This is a genomic window from Okeania sp. (assembly GCF_035285525.1).
GTDB lineage: Bacteria > Cyanobacteriota > Cyanobacteriia > Cyanobacteriales > Microcoleaceae > Trichodesmium.
The window spans coordinates 1-21,584 of record NZ_JAYKGW010000076.1; the positions used below are offsets into that span (position 1 = coordinate 1).

Genomic DNA, 21,584 nt, shown 5'->3' on the forward strand with positions numbered 1-21,584 from the left:
CACGATTACATCCACATGGGTAAAAGGCCAAAAGCCTAAGATTATCTAGGAGCCTATTGCGGTGAAAGTCGCACGATAGGTTCTGAAGGAGAGGTGCGAGGGATAATACCCTCCATCGACTCTAACAAGAAAAAATTACTCCAGCTCTCCTTAATATCAATGCTGTCAACCAAAGCTTAGTTGATAGTAAAATGATTGAAATAGATGGTTCCGTTAATAAAAGCAACTTAGGAGCAAATGCAATTCTGGCAGTTTCTCTAGCCACAGCTAAAGCAGCAGCTAATTCTGTTGGTATGCCATTATATCGCTATCTAGGTGGACCACAAGCTAATTTATTACCAGTTCCTCTAATGAATGTTATTAACGGAGGCGCTCATGCTGCTAATAACGTAGATATTCAAGAATTTATGATTGTACCTGTGGGTGCTAGTTCATTTAAAGAAGCATTGCGTTGGGGAGCGGAAGTATTTGCGACTCTTAGTGGAGTTTTAAAAGAGAAAGGTCTATTAGGTGGAGTTGGAGACGAAGGTGGTTATGCTCCTAACTTGGGGTCAAACCAAGAAGCATTAGATATTTTAATTGCAGCTATTGAAAAAACTGGTTATAAACCAGGAGAACAAATTGCTTTAGCGTTAGATGTAGCTGCTACAGAATTTTACCAAGATGGTAATTATATCTATGATGGAGCAACTCATTCTCCTAGTGAACTGATTGATTATTTAGCTAGTTTGGTTGACCAATATCCTATTGTGTCCATAGAAGATGGTTTACATGAAGAAGATTGGGAAAGTTGGGTCCAACTAACCCAAAAGTTAGGCAATAAAGTTCAATTAGTAGGAGATGACTTATTTGTTACTAATGCTTCTCGTCTGCAAAAAGGTATTGAGCAGGGTGCTGGTAACTCAATTTTGATTAAACTCAATCAAATAGGTTCCTTGACTGAAACTCTAGAAACAATTGATTTAGGAACTCGTAATGGTTATCGCTCAGTTATTAGTCACCGTTCCGGAGAAACAGAAGATACAACTATTGCTGATTTAGCCGTAGGAACTCGCGCAGGTCAGATTAAAACTGGTTCTCTTTGTCGTAGCGAACGGGTGGCCAAATATAACCGACTGTTGCGCATTGAAGATGAATTGGGCGATCTCGCTGTCTATGCAGGTGCAATAGGTTTAGGGCTAAAAGGTAAAAGTTAGGAGAAAACTAGCAAAAATCGACGTATAAGACTAAAAATAGTTAGGGATAGAAACTCAGATGTAGTAATTTCTGAGTTTCTTCCCATTTCTTAAGAATTAAGCCAAAATTTAAGTGTTGACTATAGTTAGTTTCTCAACTAATCTTAAGTAAGTTGAGTTTTTTGTATTTTCGATTATAGTAACGAAAATTTTTGATGATAGATAAAAATAAAGAGTGTTGGTAATTTTGGCTATGATTTTTTTTAAGTTTAGAAACCGGGTTTGTATTAGATGGCTGACTATGGGGACATTGTTATCCAACCAACTCGGTTTCTTATAGCACAAACCCATATTTCATATTTATATAGCAGTAGCAGTTTCGTTCAGAAGTAGCAAGTAAACATCGTATTTTTGTCTTATGTGGATGGAGCTTTGTATCTGTTTTATAAAGCATTATATAGTACCAGATGTGATAGTATAAGTTTAAGTAATTACAACTAGATTCGTTATCAACTAATATATGTCGATAATTACCAAAATTATTGTAGATGGATTTAGGAAGGAATGATGTAAGTTTGAGGAAGTTAAATTAAATATTTAGCTTAAAAAAGGTTGATTTTTTTGAGGGAGAGTCTTTATAATTAAGGCTTGAATATTTCGACCTCAACCCTTCTAGCTAAATATTCTTTTAAAGAACATACAGCTAGCAGAAATTAATTCAAACAAAAGTAGTTTTCAATAATTATAAAAAAGTTATGAACCAAGCAACAGAAACAAAGACTAATTATAGTTTTGACGCCATAAAAGAAGCTCATACTTTGTCTGGCGATCCTGAAAAGCTACAAGAATATTATGATCAATGGGCAGTAGCTTACGATGATGATGTATCTAGTGAAGAGTATATCGGCCCTAAGTACATTGTAGATATCTTAGGAAGTCTCAAAGGTGATAATGACTTGAAAGCAATGGATGGAAGTGATAAAAATATAAAAATCCTAGATGCAGGATGCGGTAAAGGTTTAGTGGGTACTGTCCTCAAAACCAAAGGTTATCATTATGTAGATGGATGCGATCTATCTGAAGGCATGGTAGAAAAAGCTCGTTCGAGAGGTGCTTATAATGTTCTGGAAATTCGAGAGGTGCTTATAATGTTCTGGAAAGTGGAATCGACCTTACTAAAATAAATGAGGTTTATGAAGACAAGCAATATGATGCTACAGTTTGTTGTGGGGTATTTACTTTAGGTCATGTGCCTCCAACTGCCTTATTAGAACTAATCCGGATTACCAAACCAGGTGGCTGGGTAGTAGTAAGCACCCGCAAGAGCTATTACGATAGCACGAATTTCCAAGAAGTTTGCGATCGCTACCAACAAGAAGGTAAAGTCAAATTGGTCAATCATGTCAAAGATGGTCCATATATTGCTGAAGAAGGGGCACATTATTGGGGATTTGTAGTTTGCTAATTAAACAACTATAATAAGCAAAAAGCAAAAGCTAGCTAACTAACCATAATATAGGTTTGGCGATCGCCTCCAGCTAGTTTGACCTTGGATGTTGATTCTAATAATTTTTTCACCCTTGAAAAGTTATGCAGCACTATTCCTAATTCTATCTATGAATAGGAGGTGGTTAATAGTGTTGTTCAGGTACTGTTTTTGGTTAGTCTTAGTATTTTTAAATTGCTCTTAATTATTTTCCTATAGGGCAAAAAAGTTAAACAGAAAAACTGATAGAATCAACTCCCTAGGTTTTACCAAAAAATTAACTATTTTCTATAAAAATAGAGTCAAGCAAAAATTAGCTAACTCTATAATTTTTGTTGCAGAAATAGGAAATATCAAATAGAAACTTGAACTATTATTAAAAATTAATTCTATGAAAAGTTTGCCAATTATCTCCTTATCAGAATTAGAAAAAGCTAGTCAACAAGAAATTAAAAAATTGTATGATGTCTGCGATGAACATGGTTTTTTCTATCTGAAAGAACATGGAGTTTCTTCAGAAATAGTTAATCAAACTATTGAAGCATCCCGGAAGTTTTTTGAACTACCTGAAGATGTTAAATTAAACTACCGTCAAGATATTCAAAAAGTTTATCCCAAAACTTGTAGAGGTTACGTTCCTTTGTATGGAGAATTTCTGAATAAAGAAATTGGATTTGACCCCAAACAAGTTTTTGATTTAGGTATAGAAAGACCCCTATCTGAAGAACCCTTTACAGGTCCGACAGTTATACCTGATGATAGTGTAGCTCCTGGTTTTGCCAGTTCTCATTATCAGCTACAAAATGAAATTATGACCAAGGTAACTCCTAAATTATTAAAAGGATTAGCTTTAGCTTTAGGATTAGAAGCCAGTTGGTTCGACAAATATTTTACAGAACCGACATTAATTCAGCGGACGATATATTATCCAGCAGGGACAGGAAAAGCAGGAAAACATACCGATAATGGCATATTTACAGTTTTAATTCAAGAATATTTTCCTGAGCCTTCTTTGAGGGTTCATACTAAAGAAGAATGGATAGATGCTCCCTGTGTAGAAGATACGTTTGTGATTAATTTAGGGGATTTGTTACAAATGTGGACAAACAGATTATTTGTTAGTACACCCCATGAAGTAATTCATCGTAATTCTGAAGCAACTCGAATATCAATTCCCTTTTTTGTTTATCCGAATATTGATGCAATAATTGAACCATTTGGTACTACTGAAAAAATTAGTTCTAAGGAAGTAATGTTGAAGAATTTTGTATCAATTTGGGAAACTTATGAAGGAGCAGGTAGGGCAAAAGAATTAGTTTAATTGAGGTAAACATTCAGCTATCAGCTATTGTTTTGAGAGCTGATTTATCAAGTAAATATTAAGGCGCTGAAATACTTGCTATACTTAGGAGTTTTGTTAAGTAGATTGTTATTAATTGCTAAAAGCTAGGTAATATAATGCTTTTGGCGAAGTTTACAAATAACATCATATCCGGTAGCATCGGATTTTTCGGGCATCGTGCGTGAAAATCAAGGTGGAAATGGCATAAAAGCTTCTGCCTTCAGCATAGCTGCCTTCTGCCTTCCTTCGACCAAAGTCTAATTTTATATTTTATTTGTAGAGAAAAAATGTGAAATGAAAAACAAAGCTACAGTTGCTTATATTGGAACAGGTCACATGGGACGACCTATGATTTTTAAACTCTTAAAATTAGGGTATTCTGTGCAAGTTTATGATAAATATCCAGAAGCAGCTAAAACAGTGATTGAAGCAGGAGCGGTTTGGTGTAATAGTCCAAAAGAAGTTGCTCAGAATGCTGATATTGTAATCACTAATCTACCTTTAGCCCATCATATTACAGAGAACATATTAGGGGAAAATGGAGCTTTGGTTGGAATGAAAACTGGCTCGACTTGGATTGATTTTTCAACTACAGATTACCATAATACCAAGCATATTGCTGAAGAAGCTAGGAAAAAAGGTGTCTATAGTCTAGAAGTTCCCGTGAGTAATTTATCCCACATGGGGGTAGATTTTGGTAACATCAGTTTTTATGTTAGTGGAGATCGAGAGGGTTTTGACGCTAGTCAGGAAGTTTTGAATGACATAGGCAAAATATCCTTCTTCGTTATGAGTAAAATTGGCGAAGCACAGGCTGTAAAGCTTTTGACTAATTTACTGTGTTATACTGCTATAGTAGTTTTGGGGGAAGTGCTGGCGATCGCTAAAACCCATGATATTCCCTTAGATTGGATGTGGGAGTTTATGAAGGCATCCAAAGCTAATAGTTTTGCCGCAGAACAAATTTCTCCATTTATCTTTGATGGCAGTTACGACTATTCCTGTAGTTTGGAGATTGCAGCTAAGGATAGTGATTTAACTGTGAAATTAGCTGAAGAGTTCAATTTGCCTTTACCTATAGGGAGAATTATTAAGGATAGATATCAGCAAGCTGGAGAGGCATATAAATTCTCTGAAAATTATATCATTGTGACTAAATTAGTTGAAGATGAGAATAACTTAGATTTAAGAATACCAAGATTTACAGCACCTTCCCCTTATGGTTTAAATCGGAACTATGTTTATTCTAATAAGTTTGTTAAAGATGATTTTGGTCGGATCAAACCTTATCCCTATCAATTCAACTATGATAGACCTGAGCAAAAATTACAAGAACCCTTAGAAGAAATTGCTCAAACTTTGACAGAGTTGATGGCTTATGTCAATTACTTGGTTTTACAGGAGTCTTATAAATTAGGTCAGAATATAGGATTAAGTCAAGATTTATTAGTTAAAGTTATTCGCTGGGGTTGTGGAAGTAGTTGGGTTTCTGATAATGAAAATTCCTATCAACCTAATGATGAAATAATCGCCAAATTTAAAGACTATAACTTTGAGCAAAAAGTTAAGACTCCCGCTATCAATAAAATAATTTCTGTGTTAGAAAAATGAGATAAATCAAGAAATTTCATAAATGACAAAATAGAGAGATTTTAAACTAAACAGAACTTACACAAACCAAGCAAGAAACCAGCTTTATTCCGGTAACTCTTGTTTTTTAAACCAGGAAATTTCTTTGATAAAGCAGGTTTCTGTGTACGTCTTACTAAAGTAAACTAAGCAGGATTTAAAACAATGAAAAAAATATTAGCTTTGTGGGCAGTACCACGGTCAACTTCCACTGCATTTGAGCGTATGATGCGAGAAAGAGGAGATTTTGCCGTACATGATGAACCTTTTGGAAAATCTTTTTACTACTCCGAAGAACGTTGTGATACAACTCGTTATCCAGATATAAAACCAGATCCCCAATACAATTTTAGTTGTATTTTGGAAAAATTAAAGCAAGAAAATGAACAGCAACCAGTTTTTATTAAAGATATGAGTTACCAGGTTGAACCTGTAGCTAATCAAGAGTTTTTGTCTAATTTTAATAATAGTTTTCTGATTAGAAATCCAGAAAAAATGTTGCCTTCTCTTTTTAATAATTGGTCTGATTTTACTTTAGAAGAAACTGGATATGCTCAACTTGATAAGTTATTTGAAATGACTAAAGAAATTACTGGGAAAATACCAGTAGTAATTGATTCGGATGATTTAGTTAAAAAAACCAAGGCAACTGTTAAAACCTATTGCAATGCTATGGATATATCATTTATTGAAGAAGCTTTAGAATGGAAATCTAAACCTCAACCTGAAATTAATCAATGGGAAGGGGGGTGGCATAATTATGTGTTATCCAGTCAAGGATTTAAAGAAAGAACAAAAAAAGATTATGTCAAGATTGAAGATAGCGAACACCTAAAGCAAGCTTATGATTTTTGTTTACCTTATTACCAAAAACTTTATGAATATCGGTTGCAGATTGAATAAGTTGTTGGGCATTAGTAATAGAAACCTCTAGAAAAGAGGCAATAGGCAATAGTTGAGCAATTAATAATGAACAATTAATAATTAGGGTTTGCTGATTTATCGGGAACCGTAAAATTGGGAGAAAAGTATATTAAAAAATACATAGTGAAGTGATAAATGTAGACAAGATTCTTCCTCCCCATCCTCCCATAAGGGTTTCAAGAGTTCCCGATCGGGGATAGCTTAAAAAGGGAGGTTTTAAACCAGGATTGTTGAACGAATAATTATTGAGTATCAACTCTTAATTATTAATTATTTGGTAATAAAAATAATTGATAATTTATGTAATATAATTGACTTGATTTTGGATTTTTGAAGATGTCTAATAGCTCTTGAAATTGATGATAATAAATAAAAGATAATGATTAATGAGTATGTTGAAATAGCCAATTATTATGATAATCTATTGACCAGTGGATACTTTGACTTTAATTACCTAAGCAATAGCTTGTACAATTTACTTGGTGCTAGAAGAAAAGTTTTAGATATTGGTGTAGGAACTGGATTACTTACTGAAAAAATGCTTTCCTTAGCAAACTATAAGATTGTTGGTGTTGATTTTTCTCCCCGAATGTTAGAAATTGCTAAAAAGAGATTAGTAAATTCAAATGTTAAGTTGATTTGTGAAGATATTACAGAATTTGAAACTGAGGAAAAGTTTGATGCTATAGTTTCAACTGGAGGTGTTATTTGTATATTAGAAGAAAATGGAGAATATAGAATTTCTAGTCACATAATCGATCCAGAAAAAAATAAACAGTTGCTGGGAAAGTTACACAGTCAGTTAGATCAGGGTGGGTTGTTAGCATTAGGCATTCAGGAAACTCATACTAACTATAAAAAGGAAATCAAAGATCAGATTTTTTATGAACAAAAAATTAAGCAGGAGGAAAATTATGTTGATAAGTGGTATGTGTTTTCTCAAGCTAATGGAAACATTTTGAGCGAACAATTTTGCCGTTTTTATGTTTTTGATGGACGAGAAACAAATAAAATCCTGGCTAATGCTGGATTTCAGCAAGGATATAAGATTATTGATGGCAAGTTTTTAGTCAGCTACAAATGATATAGCAATTATGACACAATTAATGAATGCTGTTCTTCTCACTGGGTATGGGGGACTGGAAAAATTGGAATATACCCAAGTAGCAAAACCCATTCCTCAGCAGGGAGAAGTTTTAATTAAAGTGGGTGCTTGTTCTGTTAATAATACAGACATAAACACCCGTACAGGATGGTATGCAGCAGATGAAGGGTTTCAAGAAATCCTTCAAGATACCAAGAAAAATGATGAGGAAAAATCTACAGGTTGGTCTCAGACTGGGATACAATTTCCTAGAATCCAAGGAGCAGATATTGTGGGTAAAGTTGTAGAAATAGGGGCAGATGTTGAACCTAAATTTCTCAATCAAAGAGTAATTGTCGATCCGTGGATTCGATTCGGAAATCTGGAAAAATATAAGTATGTAGGTAGCGAACTGAATGGGGGTTTTGCTGAATATGTTGCTATTCCTGTAGGCAACGTTTGTTTGATAAATTCATCTCTGTCAGATGTAGAATTAGCTACTGTACCTTGTTCTTATTCGACAGCCGAAAATCTCTTGACAAAAGCAAGAGTTAGTGATAAAGATACTGTTGTAATTATGGGTGCTTCTGGCGGTGTGGGGAGTTCTGCCGTTCAGTTAGCTAAAATTAGAGGAGCAACAGTTATTGCAATTGTTGGACAAAATAAAGAACATTTAGTCAAGGATCTAGGTGCCGATTATATTTATCCTCGCAACGATGAATTAGCATCAAATTTGGCAAAGCATCAAATTACTGTTTCTTTGGATGTAGTAGGTGGAGAATATTTTGAGATAATTTTTAAAGCTTTGAGTATTGGGGGACGATATGTGACAGCAGGAGCGATCGCTTCTCCTCTGGTTGAGTTAGACTTGCGAGATTTGATTTACAAAGATACAGAAATGATTGGGGCAACTCGCTTTGAATCTCAAGTTTTTCAGAATTTGCTTGAGTATATTGAAAAAGGTTTATTGAAACCTCAAGTAGCAAAAGTTTTTCCTCTGAGTCAAATCAAAGAAGCTCAGAAATTTTTTCAAAGTAAAGACTTTTTTGGAAAAGTTGTAATTACACCTGAACAAAAATATTGACAAATGAAAACTAAGTTCTCTTGAGATGATAAAGTGACATAACATCTGAAAAAAATTAAAATTACAGAGAAAATAATGACTAAACAAAAAGTTGGTTACATCGGCACTGGTGCGATGGGGAAACAAAACATCTACAAACTGCTGAAGGATGGGTATGAAGTGCAAGTTTATGATAAGTATCCAGAAGCAGCAAAACCAGTCATTGCCAAAGGGGCTATTTGGAAAGATAGTCCCAAGGAAACTGCCCAAGGGATGGATTTGGTGATTACTAATTTACCCTTACCCCATCATGTACTAGAAAATATGTTGGGAGAAACTGGAGCAGCAGAAGGTATGAGAGAAGGTGCAACTTGGATGGATTTTTCTACAACTGACTACCACAATACCCAACATATAGCAGGAGAAGTTGCCAAAAAAGGAATATTCAGTTTAGAATCTCCGGTGAGTAATTTATCTCACATGGGTGTAGATTTTTGTAATGTTAGTTACTATGTTAGTGGCGATCGCGAAGGCTACGATCTAAGTAAAGAAACCCTGGATGCGATGGGCAAAATTTCCTTTTTTGTGAGTAATACTATCGGTGAAGCGCAAACAGTAAAACTCCTAACCAATTTGTTGTTTTATACACAAATGGTGACATTAGGGGAAGTTTATATGATTTGTAAAGTATATGGCATTCCCTTGTTATGGATGTGGGAGTATATCAGACCATCTATAGGAAATAGTGTGCTGACAGAGCAAGTAAGTCCGTTTATTTTTGATGGCAGTTATGATTATTCCTGTTCTTTAGAAATTACGGTAAAAGATACAGATTTAACAGTCAAGTTAGCTGATGAATTAAATGTTCCGTTACCGTTAGGGCGTATTGTGGAAGAGCGATATCGGGAAGCAGGGCAAAAATATGATGCCCATGATAATCATGTGAAAGTTACTAAATTAATTGAGGAAGATAATAATTTAGATTTGCGAGTTCCTGATTTTACAGCTCCTTCTCCTTATGGTTTAGATCGGAGTTATGTTCATTCTGAAGAAAGAGTAACCGATAGTTTTGGGCGGATTAAACCTCTTCCCTATCAACTAGAATATAAAGCACCAGAACCTTTGGAAGATGAGTATTTAATGGATATTGCTAAATCTCTGACAGATTTCATGGCTTATATCAATTACTTAGTCTTAGGGGAAGCTAACGATCTAGGGAAAGGTATGGGATTAACTGATGAGTTATTAGAAGATGTAATTCGTTGGAGTGTGGGAACCTGTTGGGTATCTGATAATATTGATACTTATCAACCTAATCCAGAGATTGTGGAGAAAATTAAATCCTTTGATTTTTGCAGCAAGGTGAAACTTCCAGTTATGACAAAATTTTTGGCACATCTGAGTCGTTAAAGGAAGTTTTTCAACACTTTGATATTATGGTTTGCTCATCAAGTAATCAAAAAAATGAGCAAACTATTTTAGCTCCCCCCTGCCCCTATATCCCCCCTAACCCCCCTTCGTAAGGGGGGAACTGCTGAAAAAGGGGGGCACTTCAAAGTCCCCCTTTTTAAGGGGGGAACCGCTTAAAAAGTGGATATTTCAAAGTCCCCCTTATTAAGGGGGATTTAGGGGGATCAAATAATATCAAATCCGCATTTTATCGGTATAATTCACTTCCCGTAGGGGTTTGGTCTCCAAACCCTCTACAAACTAGGAGTTTTCGCTCTTTTTTGATAGTATTACCATTTTTTCCAAAGTAAGCGGATTTGATATAACCTCTAAGTCAACGATAAAAGGAGTATCAATAAATATGGACTTATTAGTCAATCAAATCAATCTATCCCAAGAAGAAAAACAGTTTTTTGCAGAAAATGGATTTATCAAATTGAAAAAACTGTTGACAAACGAAGCGATCGATGCCTTGCGAGAGCTAACTTCTAAAGCTACGAAAAGTCCTCCAAAGTTTTACTCTGGAGACTTTTCAAAAATGGGTTATGACGTTGAAGAAGCGATTACACGAGATATCTATTCTTCTGCGAATTTTAAGGATGTTTTGAACCAATTAACAAATAATCGGGGAGTAGCTTTCATTCAAGGAATCGGATTTGAACTCGAACCAAATCAGAAAGGATTTAATTGGCATCACGATATTCTTTCATTTTGTTATGTCATGCCACAAGACTGGGCATATACTATGTGGATACCGCTCGATCCGATTAATATAAAAGAGCAACATGGAGGATTGTCCTATGTTTCTCGCCAAGTTCATTCTGCCCGCCAGTATTTTGACATGGTTTACCAGTTAGTGCAACAAGAGAATATTTCTGAGTTCTCCCAGACTGAAGAGTTTAAGGATTGGAATTTTCAATATGCTTCCCCAGTTGAAACTTTTCTTCTGGATAAGAATAAAGTAGAAGATGATTTTGAAGTAGGTGATGCCCTTTTGCTAGACAAATTTGTTTGGCACAAAAGCTGCACTTTAAAAGAGGGAAAATTACCATCAAGAATGGCTTATGTGATGCGTTTTGTCGATCGCCAAGCCCGCTACTCAAGAGTTTTTATTGAGGGAACCTACTCTATTTTAAATTCTACTACCAAAGATCTTGACAGTGATATTGGCTATCAACTAGGTAAATTTCTCCAAGATGGCGACATTATTTCTGACAACCTCGAAAGTTTAAAGAGCTACTAAAAACATTGAAAACCCAGAAGATATTAGTTTTATGGTCTACTTTGCGATCGACCTCTACAGCCTTTGAAACTATGATGCGACAGAGAGGGGATTTTCTGGTACTCCATGAACCCTTTAGTCTATATTATTACAGGAGTCAGGAGAGGAAAAGCGATCGCTATGCTGAGTATAGTAGGGATTCAAACTTCAATTTTGAAACGATATTTCACAGCCTAATAGAGAAGGCTAAAAACCAGCCTTTGTTTATTAAAGATATGGCATATTATATTGTGGATAAAGCCAATCCAGAATTTTTGAATCACTTTGAACGCACTTTTCTGATTCGCGATCCAGCAAAATCTCTTCCTTCTCTATTTAGCTTATGGCCGGATTTTAGTTTAATTGAAGCTGGATATGCGCAGATGTATCAATTATTTGAACTCACTAAAGCCTTTCTCGGAAAAAACCCTCCTGTGATTGACTCAGATGATTTAGTCCAAAAACCAGAAGCGACGGTTAAATGTTACTGCGATGCAGTGAAAATCCAATTTATTCCTAAAGCCCTGAAATGGGAAACTAAAGTCCCCCAAGTTCCTAAATGGGTAGAAAATTGGCATACCAATTTACAATCCACTCAAGGATTTGAACAAAGGACAAAAGATTTTCAAGTGGGTATTGAAGACAACGACTACTTAAAGAAAGCCTATGACTATTGTTTTCCTTATTATCAAAAAATGTCTGAATATCGACTACGGATTCAATAAATTGACTGGTATAATTTACTTAATTTAATGATACACAACTGATCCAAGTTATTCACTAAGAATTAAATCCGCTGATGAAAATATCTAAAATTTCCGTCTATCAAGTAACTTTACCCCTAGAACATCCTTACCGACTATCAGGTGGTAGATTGTATTTTGACAAACTTGATGCCACCATCGTTGCCATGGATACAGATGAAGGAATGCGAGGTTGGGGAGAAGGATGTCCTTGGGGTTCCACTTATTTACCCGCTTTTGCTAGAGGTATCAGAGCTGGTATTGAGGAACTTGCTCCTCAACTTATCGGACTCGATCCCAGACGTATTGATTTTATCTATCGAACAATGGATACTGCTCTCCCCGGTCATCCTTACATTAAGTCAGCTCTAGATATGGCTTGTTGGGATATTCTGGGTAAATCAACAGGTCTACCACTTTGCGAACTGTTTGGCGGTCGTCTTGACCAAGAAATAACCATTCAAAATTCTGTTCCCACAGGTACTCCAGAAGAAATGATTGAATCCATTAAGCGGGGTCAAGCAAAAGGGGAAACTATCCATACCTGTAAAATAGGAGCAGATGTCGCTTTAGATATTGAGAGGATTCAAGCGATCGGTGCTTATTTGCCAGCTAATGAAACTGCAACTTTTGATGTGAATAGAGCTTGGTTGGTAGATGATGGTATGCGGGTAATGAATTCGGTAAAAGAACCAATTTTGTATTTTGAACAACCTTGTGAAACTTATGAAGAGTGTTTACAGTTACGGAAACTGACTAATCATCCGATTATTTTAGATGAATGTATTCAAGCTTATGGTCATGTGGTTCGCGCTCAAGCTGACCGTGCTTGTGAAGCTATTGGATTAAAGATTGGTCGGGTAGGAGGATTAACTAAAGCCAAGCGTATTCGAGATTTTTGTGTGGAAACGGGAATTAAGATGAATATTGAAGTTACTGGGGGAAGTGTGATTGGAGATTCTGGAGCAGTTCATCTCGCTCAGAGTACCCCACTAACTCACTTGCGGGCAACTTGGTTATGCCATGAAATGTTGACTGTGGATACGGCTACGGGTGGTGCCCGGAATCATGGGGGTAAGACTTTGGCGCCAGATGCTCCAGGTTTGGGTGTGGAGCCAATAATGGATGTTTTAGGTGAAGCGATCGCTGTGTATGAATAAAATCAGGACTTACAGGGGAGGTACTATGTATGGAGTTCAAAAACTATTGCGCAATAGTTTTTGACGCTATGTCTAGGGTCGCTGGGTAAGTCCTAATATAGCAATGTGCGCATTTAATATTTACAAATCACAGGAACTGTCGAATAGCTAAAAGTCTTATGTTATAAGCAATTTATTCTTTCTGTTCCCACCTTTTCTGTTCCCTGTTCCCTGCGCACAGGGCTATAAATAGACTAGGATTTACACCGGAGGAACCCGGTTTCTAGGATAAATCGTTGCTTTGAACAGTAATAATCTACCCTCGTACCGGGTTTTTGGGTTCGCCTGTGTAAGTCCTGTAGACATTTACCGAATAATTAATAGTTAATAATTATTCATTCAAGAACTCACGGCTGGAAGCCTCCCCTATCCTAGGGGATAAGTCAAAAATTTTCCTTTTAGTCAATCCTCTTCTTTGAAGAAGGGGTAATTATTAATTATTAATTGTTGATTATTAATTGCTGAATGTGAGATGATAATATTATGTCTAACTTATTAGCCAGAACAGGGAAGTTTTATGGAACCTCCCTACAAGGTTTTGGTTATGGTGATGTGGTTTATTAAGAAAGAAAAGTGCTATAATATCAAGCCATTAAGATTATCAGTTTAATATTTTTTTATATGCACAAAAACAAAGAACATCCAGAAACAAATTATAATGATTTTCCACACTGGATTTTTGGTGCTGAAATAGCTAACAGATTTACTGATGAGGCAGAAAAACATATTCCTGATTATTGGAGAGTAATAGAGCTAACAACTAATATATTGAAAGATAATTTATCGAAAGATAGTAATATTATAGATGTAGGTTGTGCGAGTGGAAATACATTATTATATTTATACAAACAAGGTTTCCCAAATTTATTTGGAATAGATTCTTCTCAAGAGATGTTAAAAGTAGCTGGAAAAAATCTTAGTCAAGTTGAGAAAAATTTTCCCTCAAGACTTTTTTACTCACAAACATTTGTAGAAAATATGACTTTTAATGCTATTATTTGTAACTGGACTCTTCACTTTATTCAAGAAAGACAAGAATACTTAAAAGCTATTTTTGATTCTTTAGTTAGTCAGGGATTATTTATTCTGACAGAAAAAACTATTCAAAGTCAAATAATAGAAAATCAATATATAGTTTTTAAACAAAATAAAGGATTAAGTAATGAAGAAATTGAACGTAAGAAAAAACAATTAAAAGGTGTATTAAATCCCTGGTCTATCAGAGCAAATCTAGAGTTACTAACTCAAACTGGTTTTTCTCAAATAGAAATCGTAAATGCTAGACTAGGATTTGTAACTTTTTTGTGTATAAAACCCTAAGTAAAAAACAGAATTTTTTTTCAAGGTAGACTTTTTTTGACAACCAACATTATTATCCAATCTTAACTTAGAGAGAAATGATAGAAAACGAATCTTTTGTAATAGTTAAGAACAAACGCTTTCACTACATTTGGTTACGGGATAATTGTCTTTCCCAGACAAGTCTTCATGCCACATCTTTTCAGAAACTCTATGACTTCAGCGAACAAAAAGAACTCCCCAAGCCAAAATTTGTTGATTTAACAAATAAGGAATTGATAATTGACTGGGATGAAAATCCTCCATAGCTGAAAAAAGCAGAGTGTGGTTCGTGTGGGGAGGGTGGGAAGACAGAGAGAGGCAGTAGGAGGAATAATTGTTCCTTAATTTTTCTATCCTCGGTCTGCCTAACATCCTATTTTTCGGGAACCGTACTTTTTTAACCTTTTTAACCTAAAAGCTGGTACTTTTTCCCGATCTAAAGTTGTTAATAACTTTATCTGTCAATGCTTCTATATTTAGGGTTTGCTGAATAAATTTCCAAACTTTGATCTGTAAAAGCTTTAGCCTTTTTCAGTTTCAAAAAGTACCTAGGGCTTGCTGAATTTTTATCAAAGTGTTTACGGGCGTTGCTTTCAGCATTAGACCTCTCCAAAAATTCTCAAGTACCTGTTATAACTATCTTTCCAGAAGCGATAGCGTACCCTTAACCGGAGGTTATCGCCAGCTTCTCCAGATAGTCATTTTCTACGTGTTTTAAGTATTACAGATAGTTATTGTTAATTATTGACCATTTTTATCTAGTTTTTTTATGATTTTTTTTCGTAATCTAAGGTATGATTTATACTAACATTAATGCTCAAGCATCTTCATCTAACCAGACCACATATTGTTAAAATTACTTTCTCACGGATTAAGTTCTTTTAATCTGAATCTTTCTCGTAAGATTCTCAATATTTTTATCAGTCTTATTATATGCTCTTGCGTTTATTCTTTTTTTAGCTTTTCGCTGATTATTTTCCTTGGCTTCTTCTGACATTTTTTGGTTTCTTTTTTTTTGGCGTGTTAACTCTTTCTCCTCCTTGATATCCTTGAATTTCTATTTTGGAGAGGTCTATTTATAGATATTAAGAAAGTACCAGCTTTTAGGTGATTCCAGCTTAAAAATCTACGATTTTGGGCAAAACTAGGGGTAAAAAATTAAGGGAAGATTCTTCTGTCTACCTTTTCTATAATTCTTATTCCTCCTGGATGCTGGATTCTCGATTCTGGCTGCTTCCCGCAACTAAAAGACTTTTTCAGCCAACCCTATTTAGGGAAGGAAGACAGAGGAAAGAAGGCAGAAGTGGGTTAACACCGCTTCTGCCTTCTGTCTTACCCTTTTATATCAAATCCGCTTAATTCGGTATCAAAAAAATTTTCATCTTTATCCAAGAGCAAATCTTTCTCAATCCTCAATCGTGCTGACTCCTAGATTAACTATTTAAGCAAAGCGACGACGTAACAAAGGTTGAATTGCCACTAGAGTCACAATATCAAACACCAACAATACCAATAACGCTACCCCAAAAGAAATATCACCAAAAGGTGCTTCCATAACTACACTACCAAAACAGAAATTATTGTGTAGATACAAATATCTAATCGGTTCAATCGCATAACTCAAAGGATTTAAACTCGCTACTACTTGTAACCAACTTGGCATAAAAGATAGAGGTGCTAGAGCTGTACTAGCAAATAATAAAGGTAAGTTAGTTACAAAAATCACTGCCAAAAGTTCAATATGACCAGGTAAAGCAAAAGCCAGACCCAAACTTAAACCAGTGACACCAAAAACTAACATTAAAACAATCAGAGCGATAGTAGCTAATCCTAAAATATTAGGTAATCCTGCACCCAAAAATGCACCAGCAGCAACAATAATAGCTGATTGAATTAAACTTAGGGTGACAATAAAAGTAGCAGAAGCTAAAACAATCGAAAAGCGAGAAGTCAAAGGTGCTACCAAGAGGCGGTTGAGAAAACCAAACTCTCGGTCAAACATAACTGGTAAACCAGCATTTAAAGCGCCAGCAAAAGCAGTGAAGACAATAATACCTGCACCAAGAAATTGTCCGTAGTTTTGACTTTCACCAAACAAACCTTGAGGAACATTTTGGAAAAGTGCCCCAAAAAGAATTAACCACATCAAAGGTTGAATAATTCCAGCAATTAAAGTAGAAGGCCGTCGTTTCAGTTGGATAAATAAACGACGAGTTAGTGCCAGAGTTTCTTGAAAAAAGTCTCCTACCAAAGAACCGGAAGTTAAGGATGTCGTCTTAGTATCAGACAACTGACTTATATTTGGTTGAGAAGGGGTAATAGTACCACTCATATTATTAGATAGATAGTATTAGTGCAAATTTATTGTAGCAATTCTGAAAGGTCGTGGGTGGTGCGGTGCATTATATTTTGGTGACGAGGCATAGCAGTGGGAGCATCTTGCCCCTGTACCAAGCATTCTTTTGTCCTATGTGTCATTAGCAGGACTTGCGCAAAGGTACTAAATATAGAGTTAAAAAAACTATTGCGTATGGGGTTTTAAGCACGATATCTAGGGTAGTTCCGTAAGTCCTGATTAGTATGCAGCTACCTTCCCAAAAAGCAGGAGGTAAGAAAATTTAGGTTTGACATATCAGGAAATAAAAACACAAAAGGATAACTGTACTTTACAAGCTTCAGAAAAACAGGAATTACAGGGGAGGTACTATATATATAGGGTCAAAAAACTATTCTACAATAGTTTTAAGCAATATATCTAGGGTTGTTGCTGCAATAATGGATAATTGATAATTACCTCTGTCTGCCTAAAACGGATAGGATTGAATAAAAGGAAAAAATTTATTTCTCCAGGGGAGATTAGATGTGGTTAGGGAACCGATCCATCTCACCCTTCGGGAAGTTCCGCTTTTTCTTCGGGAATGCTTCGCTTTTCATGTCGCATCGGGTTTTCGTATAGAGAATGCTGCGCTTTCCATGTCGGTTGAAGCGCCATTTCGCTGCGCGACATATAAAGCGGAGCTTTGTGAAGTGCAAAAACGTCCGCTTTTTCCCTTTTAAAGGGGAGGCTTCAAAGCGCGAATTATTTAATTATTTAATTATTTAATTATTAATTATTCGGTAAATCCTATTATAGATAGGGCTTGCTAAAAAAAGCAGAGTGTGGGAAGAGTAGGAAGTGTGGGAAGTGTGGGAAGAGTAGGAAGTGTGGGAAGTGTGGGAAGTGTGGGAAGAGTGGGAAGAAAGAGAAATAATTTTACCTTGATTTTTCAGTGCTTGTCTGTCCAAAATCTTAACTTGAGGAGCAGGAAGCAGTTCCAAACTAGGTACTTTTTCCAGACTTAAAAAGACTAAAACCTTTATTGAATAGTGCTTTTAGATTTAATCAGCCAGCCCTAGATAGATATCAGACTTCTCATTAGTTACAGCGGTTTTCCTGGTTATGAGGTACACTTGTCGAGGGCAAAATATCCGCACTAGCTGTAAATTCTTTCTCCCTACTTCCTAAAATGTGATATAAATTGGAACTGTTAAATAAAAAATGTCCAAACAGGTTCAATTCTAACGAAAAAAAATCTATGCTCAAACTTTCTTTAGAAAATGTCAAGGCAAAATTTAGGGAAATATTAATATATGGTATTGGCTCCAGACTGATCAAATTTATAGAACAGTTAATTCCTAGTTATTCCTTAATTGGCGATACAGCATTTTTTGAGTCTTATCAATTTGAATGGGTAGAAGAACTAGAAGCAAATTGGATGTTAATTAGAAAAGAATTAGATGAACTCCTAAAATATCGAGATGATTTACCAAATTTCCAAGACATTTCTCCAGACCAAGCTGAATATACCAGTACTGATAATTTGTGGAAAACATATTTTATGTATGGGTATGGAATAAAATCTGAAAAAAATTGTCAAAGATGCCCAGAAACAACTCGTTTAATTGAAAAAATTCCTGGAATGAAAACGGCATTTTTTTCAATTTTAATGCCTGGTAAACATATTCCCGAACATAGAGGTCCGTACAAAGGAGTTATTCGTTGTTTATTAGGATTAAAAATACCAGAACCCAGAGAAAAATGTCGGATTCGAGTAGGTAATGAAACTCGTTATTGGGAAGAAGGAAAAGGTATGTTTTTTGATGATTCTTTTCCCCATGAAGCTTGGAATGAAACTGATGATGTGAGGGTGGTTTTGTTTTTAGATATTATGAGACCAATGGGTTTTCCTCTGTCAAAAATTAATTCGTTATTGATGAAAATTATTGCAATTTCTCCATATATTCAAGATGCTTATGAGAATCAAAAACAATGGGATAACCGTTTAGAAAAACTGTTTTCTAAGGAAAATGAAAAGGAGAAAGTTGCATCGTAAATACATTCAAAAAAAGCAGGAAAGATGCTATTTTACCAAAAAAAATGAGGTATAAAGCCTCTCCTTTTAAGGGGATGAAAACAATATTGACAGCAGATTCCAAGTATATGAAGTACAGATATTAATAATTTAATTTTCATAAGTAGCGAGCCGAAAAGCTCGCGTCGGTGTACTTCACGCCTGGTGGAATCCCCTGTAAATTAGTATTTCAAAGCTCTCACTTTATCGGAGATTGACTCTCTATTGATAACTGAAATGACCTACCTTATTGAGGTAGTTATTACAGAGAAGATACCTGTTATATAAATAAAAAGTCTTAGCATAAGTATCTGGCTTTTTCTACTAACTAACAGGCAAGATACCTGTGCTATTTTCTGAAATTATCAAAAGATATTTCTGTATATAAATTAACAAAAAATCAGCAGTAAATTATTTAATGTATTTAGTAAGTATTCAGCTCTTAGCAGTCAGCTCTCAGCAATAATATAAAATCCGGCTGAATACTCATTATATAATTGTGGGAGATGGGGAGATGGGGAGGTGGGGAGATGGGGAGATGGGGAGATGGGGAGATGGGGAGATGGGGAGATTGAAGTGTAGATAAAATTATGAACATATACACTTGTAACCGGATTCTATATAAAAATAAATGAAGTAAAAATTTCCTTAACTTCTACTACATTTTTAACTAGAGAACTACAGTATAAGAAAAACCTGTATTCAAAACAATAAAGCTAATAATTGATTCCTAAATATTTACTATAATTTATGACAATTTTTATTCGCTAAGTTGTTCTATTTATTATTCATAAAAAATCAAAAATATATTGGGAGAGAGTAGTGGGTTACGATTTTGATGCAATTATTATTGGCAGTGGTGCAGGAGGAGGAACGATCGCCCATACTCTAGCCAAAGCTGGTAAACAAGTTCTCCTAGTAGAACGTGGTCCAAGATTTAGTGACGTTGAAGCTTTCCAAGATGAACAACGGATGTTAATCAATAAAGAAGCTTTCGATGATCGCCAAATTCAAGTTAATGGCCGTAATGCCCAACTCCACATCGCTGGAATATTAGGGGGTGGCACTGCTTTATATGGTGGAGTATTAATGCGTCCGAGTCCCTACGACTTCCACCCAGGCAAATTCTATGAGGAATGGCTACCCCGTCATCTGTGGGATTGGCCAATTACTTACGATGATTTGGCTCCCTATTTTGACCAAGCAGAAATATTATTTCGTGTTGCTGGAGATCACCCATCCAAAATGCCTCATGTAGGTACAGCAAAAAATGGTTATCCAGGAAAAGTTCCTCCATTGGAACCAATTAACCAACAATTGGAAGAAGGTATGAAAAATGCTGGGTTAATGCCATTTCATCTGCCTTTTGCTATAGATTTTGATATTTGTCTACGTTGCCCTAAATGTCCTGGTTTCTATTGTCCCAATGAAGCTCGTGGCTCCACAGTCAAGCGTACTATTGATGAAGCAGCCCTTAATTATAACCTAAAAATTAAAACTTTTACCGAAGCAGAATATTTAGTTACTAATAGTAGTAAAAAAGTTACAGGTATTCGTCTGATTTGTCGTGAAACTAAAAAAGTTGAGGAACTAACAGCTAAAGTTTATATTTTGTCTGCGGGAGCTTTAGGTAGTCCAGTTATTTTGATGAAGTCTGGTTTAACAGAACGTAGCGGACAACTGGGGCGAAATTATATGTATCATTGTGGCGCATTAGTGGCAGGTTTATTCAAACAAGACATCGGAGGAGCAGATAAATTTATTAAACAATTAGGGTTTACAGATTTGTATTTGGGAACTGAAGAATTTCCCCATAAATTGGGATTAGCTCAAACAGTACCTATTCCCGGTATTCTTTCTCTGCAACAAAATTTCCCGGTTCCCATACCAAAAGCGATCGCTGAATATTTATTGAAGCGAATGTTGGTAATAACTGGTATAGTAGAAGATTTACCCCAAGAAGAAAATCGGATCGAACTTGGCAAGGATGGGAAAATTAGTCTGTTCCATAAATTCCATTCTTATGATGTTTACCGTTCTCAGTATTATCAGAAAAAGTTAAAGCAGGTGTTTCAGTCAGCAGGAACAGTATTTGCTTTGGGAGCAACAGGTGATAAGGATGATATTCATACATCCCACCAGGTAGGTACAACTCGGTTTGGTAACGATCCAAATACATCTGTGTTGAATACAGATTGTCGTTTACACGATCGTGAAAATGTTTTTGTGGTCGATGGTGGATTTATGCCAAATGCTTTGGGAGTTAGTCCAGCTTTGACTATTGCAGCAAATGCTTTGAGAGTTGGAGATATTATGTTGGAGAAAGGGGTGATTTGAGGAAAACCTAACCCCCCAACCCCCTTCCCTTGTAGGGAAGGGGGAGCTAGATAACCTCTAGGTCAATGTGTGATAAGTTACGTTGTCGGGTAAAATGAAATAACCTAACTTTTTACAAAATAATTTATTTATGGAGTCTTCAAAACTACAGAAACCATCG

Annotated in this window: 17 protein-coding genes and 1 pseudogene; 16 read left to right on the plus strand and 2 right to left on the minus strand. The window is 35.6% G+C overall.

Annotated features, from left to right (window positions below; all coding sequences use genetic code 11):
* Positions 1–125: 125 nt before the first annotated feature.
* The 14 genes and pseudogenes from eno to VKJ25_RS07745 all read left to right on the plus strand — a co-directional run.
* Positions 126–1,196, plus strand: a pseudogene (eno, locus tag VKJ25_RS07680) (phosphopyruvate hydratase); the annotation flags it as partial.
* Positions 1,197–1,930: 734 nt separating this feature from the next.
* Positions 1,931–2,359, plus strand: coding sequence for a class I SAM-dependent DNA methyltransferase (locus VKJ25_RS07685; protein WP_324236035.1), 429 nt, complete (start codon positions 1,931–1,933; stop codon positions 2,357–2,359).
* Entirely contained in the window at positions 2,356–2,640 is a 285-nt protein-coding gene (locus VKJ25_RS07690; protein ID WP_324236051.1) for a methyltransferase domain-containing protein, read from the plus strand. The genes VKJ25_RS07685 and VKJ25_RS07690 overlap by 4 nt, the downstream gene beginning before the upstream one ends.
* Before the next feature lie 412 nt (positions 2,641–3,052).
* Entirely contained in the window at positions 3,053–3,982 is a 930-nt protein-coding gene (locus VKJ25_RS07695) for a 2-oxoglutarate and iron-dependent oxygenase domain-containing protein (RefSeq protein WP_324236036.1), read from the plus strand.
* A gap of 315 nt (positions 3,983–4,297) precedes the next feature.
* Complete coding sequence (locus VKJ25_RS07700) at positions 4,298–5,614, plus strand: NAD(P)-dependent oxidoreductase (protein WP_324236037.1); 1,317 nt, start codon at positions 4,298–4,300, stop codon at positions 5,612–5,614.
* A gap of 183 nt (positions 5,615–5,797) precedes the next feature.
* Entirely contained in the window at positions 5,798–6,535 is a 738-nt protein-coding gene (locus VKJ25_RS07705) for a sulfotransferase-like domain-containing protein (protein ID WP_324236038.1), read from the plus strand.
* Positions 6,536–6,935: 400 nt separating this feature from the next.
* Entirely contained in the window at positions 6,936–7,640 is a 705-nt protein-coding gene (locus VKJ25_RS07710) for a class I SAM-dependent methyltransferase (protein WP_324236039.1), read from the plus strand.
* Between the two features lie 10 nt (positions 7,641–7,650).
* Positions 7,651–8,724 carry an alcohol dehydrogenase family protein gene (locus tag VKJ25_RS07715; protein ID WP_324236040.1) on the plus strand — a complete coding sequence of 358 codons (1,074 nt, stop codon included), beginning with the start codon at positions 7,651–7,653 and terminating at the stop codon, positions 8,722–8,724.
* A gap of 75 nt (positions 8,725–8,799) precedes the next feature.
* A complete protein-coding gene (locus tag VKJ25_RS07720) occupies positions 8,800–10,113 on the plus strand; it encodes an NAD(P)-dependent oxidoreductase (protein WP_324236041.1) in 1,314 nt (437 codons plus the stop codon).
* A gap of 400 nt (positions 10,114–10,513) precedes the next feature.
* On the plus strand, positions 10,514–11,395 hold the full coding sequence (locus VKJ25_RS07725) for a phytanoyl-CoA dioxygenase family protein (RefSeq protein ID WP_324236042.1): 882 nt from the start codon (positions 10,514–10,516) through the stop codon (positions 11,393–11,395).
* Between the two features lie 5 nt (positions 11,396–11,400).
* Positions 11,401–12,138 carry a sulfotransferase-like domain-containing protein gene (locus VKJ25_RS07730; protein ID WP_324236043.1) on the plus strand — a complete coding sequence of 246 codons (738 nt, stop codon included), beginning with the start codon at positions 11,401–11,403 and terminating at the stop codon, positions 12,136–12,138.
* Positions 12,139–12,212: 74 nt separating this feature from the next.
* On the plus strand, positions 12,213–13,316 hold the full coding sequence (locus VKJ25_RS07735; protein ID WP_324236044.1) for a mandelate racemase/muconate lactonizing enzyme family protein: 1,104 nt from the start codon (positions 12,213–12,215) through the stop codon (positions 13,314–13,316).
* Positions 13,317–13,976: 660 nt separating this feature from the next.
* Positions 13,977–14,675, plus strand: coding sequence for a class I SAM-dependent methyltransferase (locus tag VKJ25_RS07740; RefSeq protein WP_324236045.1), 699 nt, complete (start codon positions 13,977–13,979; stop codon positions 14,673–14,675).
* 77 nt (positions 14,676–14,752) lie between these two features.
* Positions 14,753–14,962, plus strand: coding sequence for a hypothetical protein (locus tag VKJ25_RS07745; protein WP_324236046.1), 210 nt, complete (start codon positions 14,753–14,755; stop codon positions 14,960–14,962).
* A gap of 605 nt (positions 14,963–15,567) precedes the next feature.
* Here VKJ25_RS07745 and VKJ25_RS07750 read toward each other — a convergent pair.
* Both VKJ25_RS07750 and VKJ25_RS07755 read right to left on the minus strand, forming a co-directional pair.
* The gene (locus VKJ25_RS07750; RefSeq protein WP_324236047.1) at positions 15,568–15,693 is read right to left on the minus strand and encodes a hypothetical protein; all 126 of its coding nucleotides are present in this window, start codon (positions 15,691–15,693) and stop codon (positions 15,568–15,570) included.
* 444 nt (positions 15,694–16,137) lie between these two features.
* On the minus strand, positions 16,138–17,028 hold the full coding sequence (locus VKJ25_RS07755; RefSeq protein ID WP_324236048.1) for an ABC transporter permease: 891 nt from the start codon (positions 17,026–17,028) through the stop codon (positions 16,138–16,140).
* Positions 17,029–18,271: 1,243 nt separating this feature from the next.
* Between VKJ25_RS07755 and VKJ25_RS07760 the strand changes: the two genes are divergently transcribed.
* Both VKJ25_RS07760 and VKJ25_RS07765 read left to right on the plus strand, forming a co-directional pair.
* On the plus strand, positions 18,272–19,069 hold the full coding sequence (locus VKJ25_RS07760; RefSeq protein ID WP_324236049.1) for an aspartyl/asparaginyl beta-hydroxylase domain-containing protein: 798 nt from the start codon (positions 18,272–18,274) through the stop codon (positions 19,067–19,069).
* 840 nt (positions 19,070–19,909) lie between these two features.
* A complete protein-coding gene (locus tag VKJ25_RS07765) occupies positions 19,910–21,424 on the plus strand; it encodes a GMC family oxidoreductase (RefSeq protein ID WP_324236050.1) in 1,515 nt (504 codons plus the stop codon).
* Positions 21,425–21,584 lie beyond the last annotated feature (160 nt).

Bases quoted from the DNA above. Each gene is read 5' to 3' on its own strand.
- VKJ25_RS07695 (WP_324236036.1), top strand. From the start codon at position 3,053: ATGAAAAGTTTGCCAATTATCTCCTTATCAGAATTAGAAAAAGCTAGT.
- VKJ25_RS07715 (WP_324236040.1), top strand. From the start codon at position 7,651: ATGACACAATTAATGAATGCTGTTCTTCTCACTGGGTATGGGGGACTG.
- VKJ25_RS07735 (WP_324236044.1), top strand. From the start codon at position 12,213: ATGAAAATATCTAAAATTTCCGTCTATCAAGTAACTTTACCCCTAGAA.
- VKJ25_RS07745 (WP_324236046.1), top strand. From the start codon at position 14,753: ATGATAGAAAACGAATCTTTTGTAATAGTTAAGAACAAACGCTTTCAC.
- VKJ25_RS07720 (WP_324236041.1), top strand. From the start codon at position 8,800: ATGACTAAACAAAAAGTTGGTTACATCGGCACTGGTGCGATGGGGAAA.
- VKJ25_RS07705 (WP_324236038.1), top strand. From the start codon at position 5,798: ATGAAAAAAATATTAGCTTTGTGGGCAGTACCACGGTCAACTTCCACT.
- VKJ25_RS07750 (WP_324236047.1), bottom strand. From the start codon at position 15,693: ATGTCAGAAGAAGCCAAGGAAAATAATCAGCGAAAAGCTAAAAAAAGA.
- VKJ25_RS07685 (WP_324236035.1), top strand. From the start codon at position 1,931: ATGAACCAAGCAACAGAAACAAAGACTAATTATAGTTTTGACGCCATA.
- VKJ25_RS07740 (WP_324236045.1), top strand. From the start codon at position 13,977: ATGCACAAAAACAAAGAACATCCAGAAACAAATTATAATGATTTTCCA.
- VKJ25_RS07725 (WP_324236042.1), top strand. From the start codon at position 10,514: ATGGACTTATTAGTCAATCAAATCAATCTATCCCAAGAAGAAAAACAG.
- VKJ25_RS07755 (WP_324236048.1), bottom strand. From the start codon at position 17,028: ATGAGTGGTACTATTACCCCTTCTCAACCAAATATAAGTCAGTTGTCT.
- VKJ25_RS07700 (WP_324236037.1), top strand. From the start codon at position 4,298: ATGAAAAACAAAGCTACAGTTGCTTATATTGGAACAGGTCACATGGGA.
- VKJ25_RS07760 (WP_324236049.1), top strand. From the start codon at position 18,272: ATGCTCAAACTTTCTTTAGAAAATGTCAAGGCAAAATTTAGGGAAATA.
- VKJ25_RS07710 (WP_324236039.1), top strand. From the start codon at position 6,936: ATGATTAATGAGTATGTTGAAATAGCCAATTATTATGATAATCTATTG.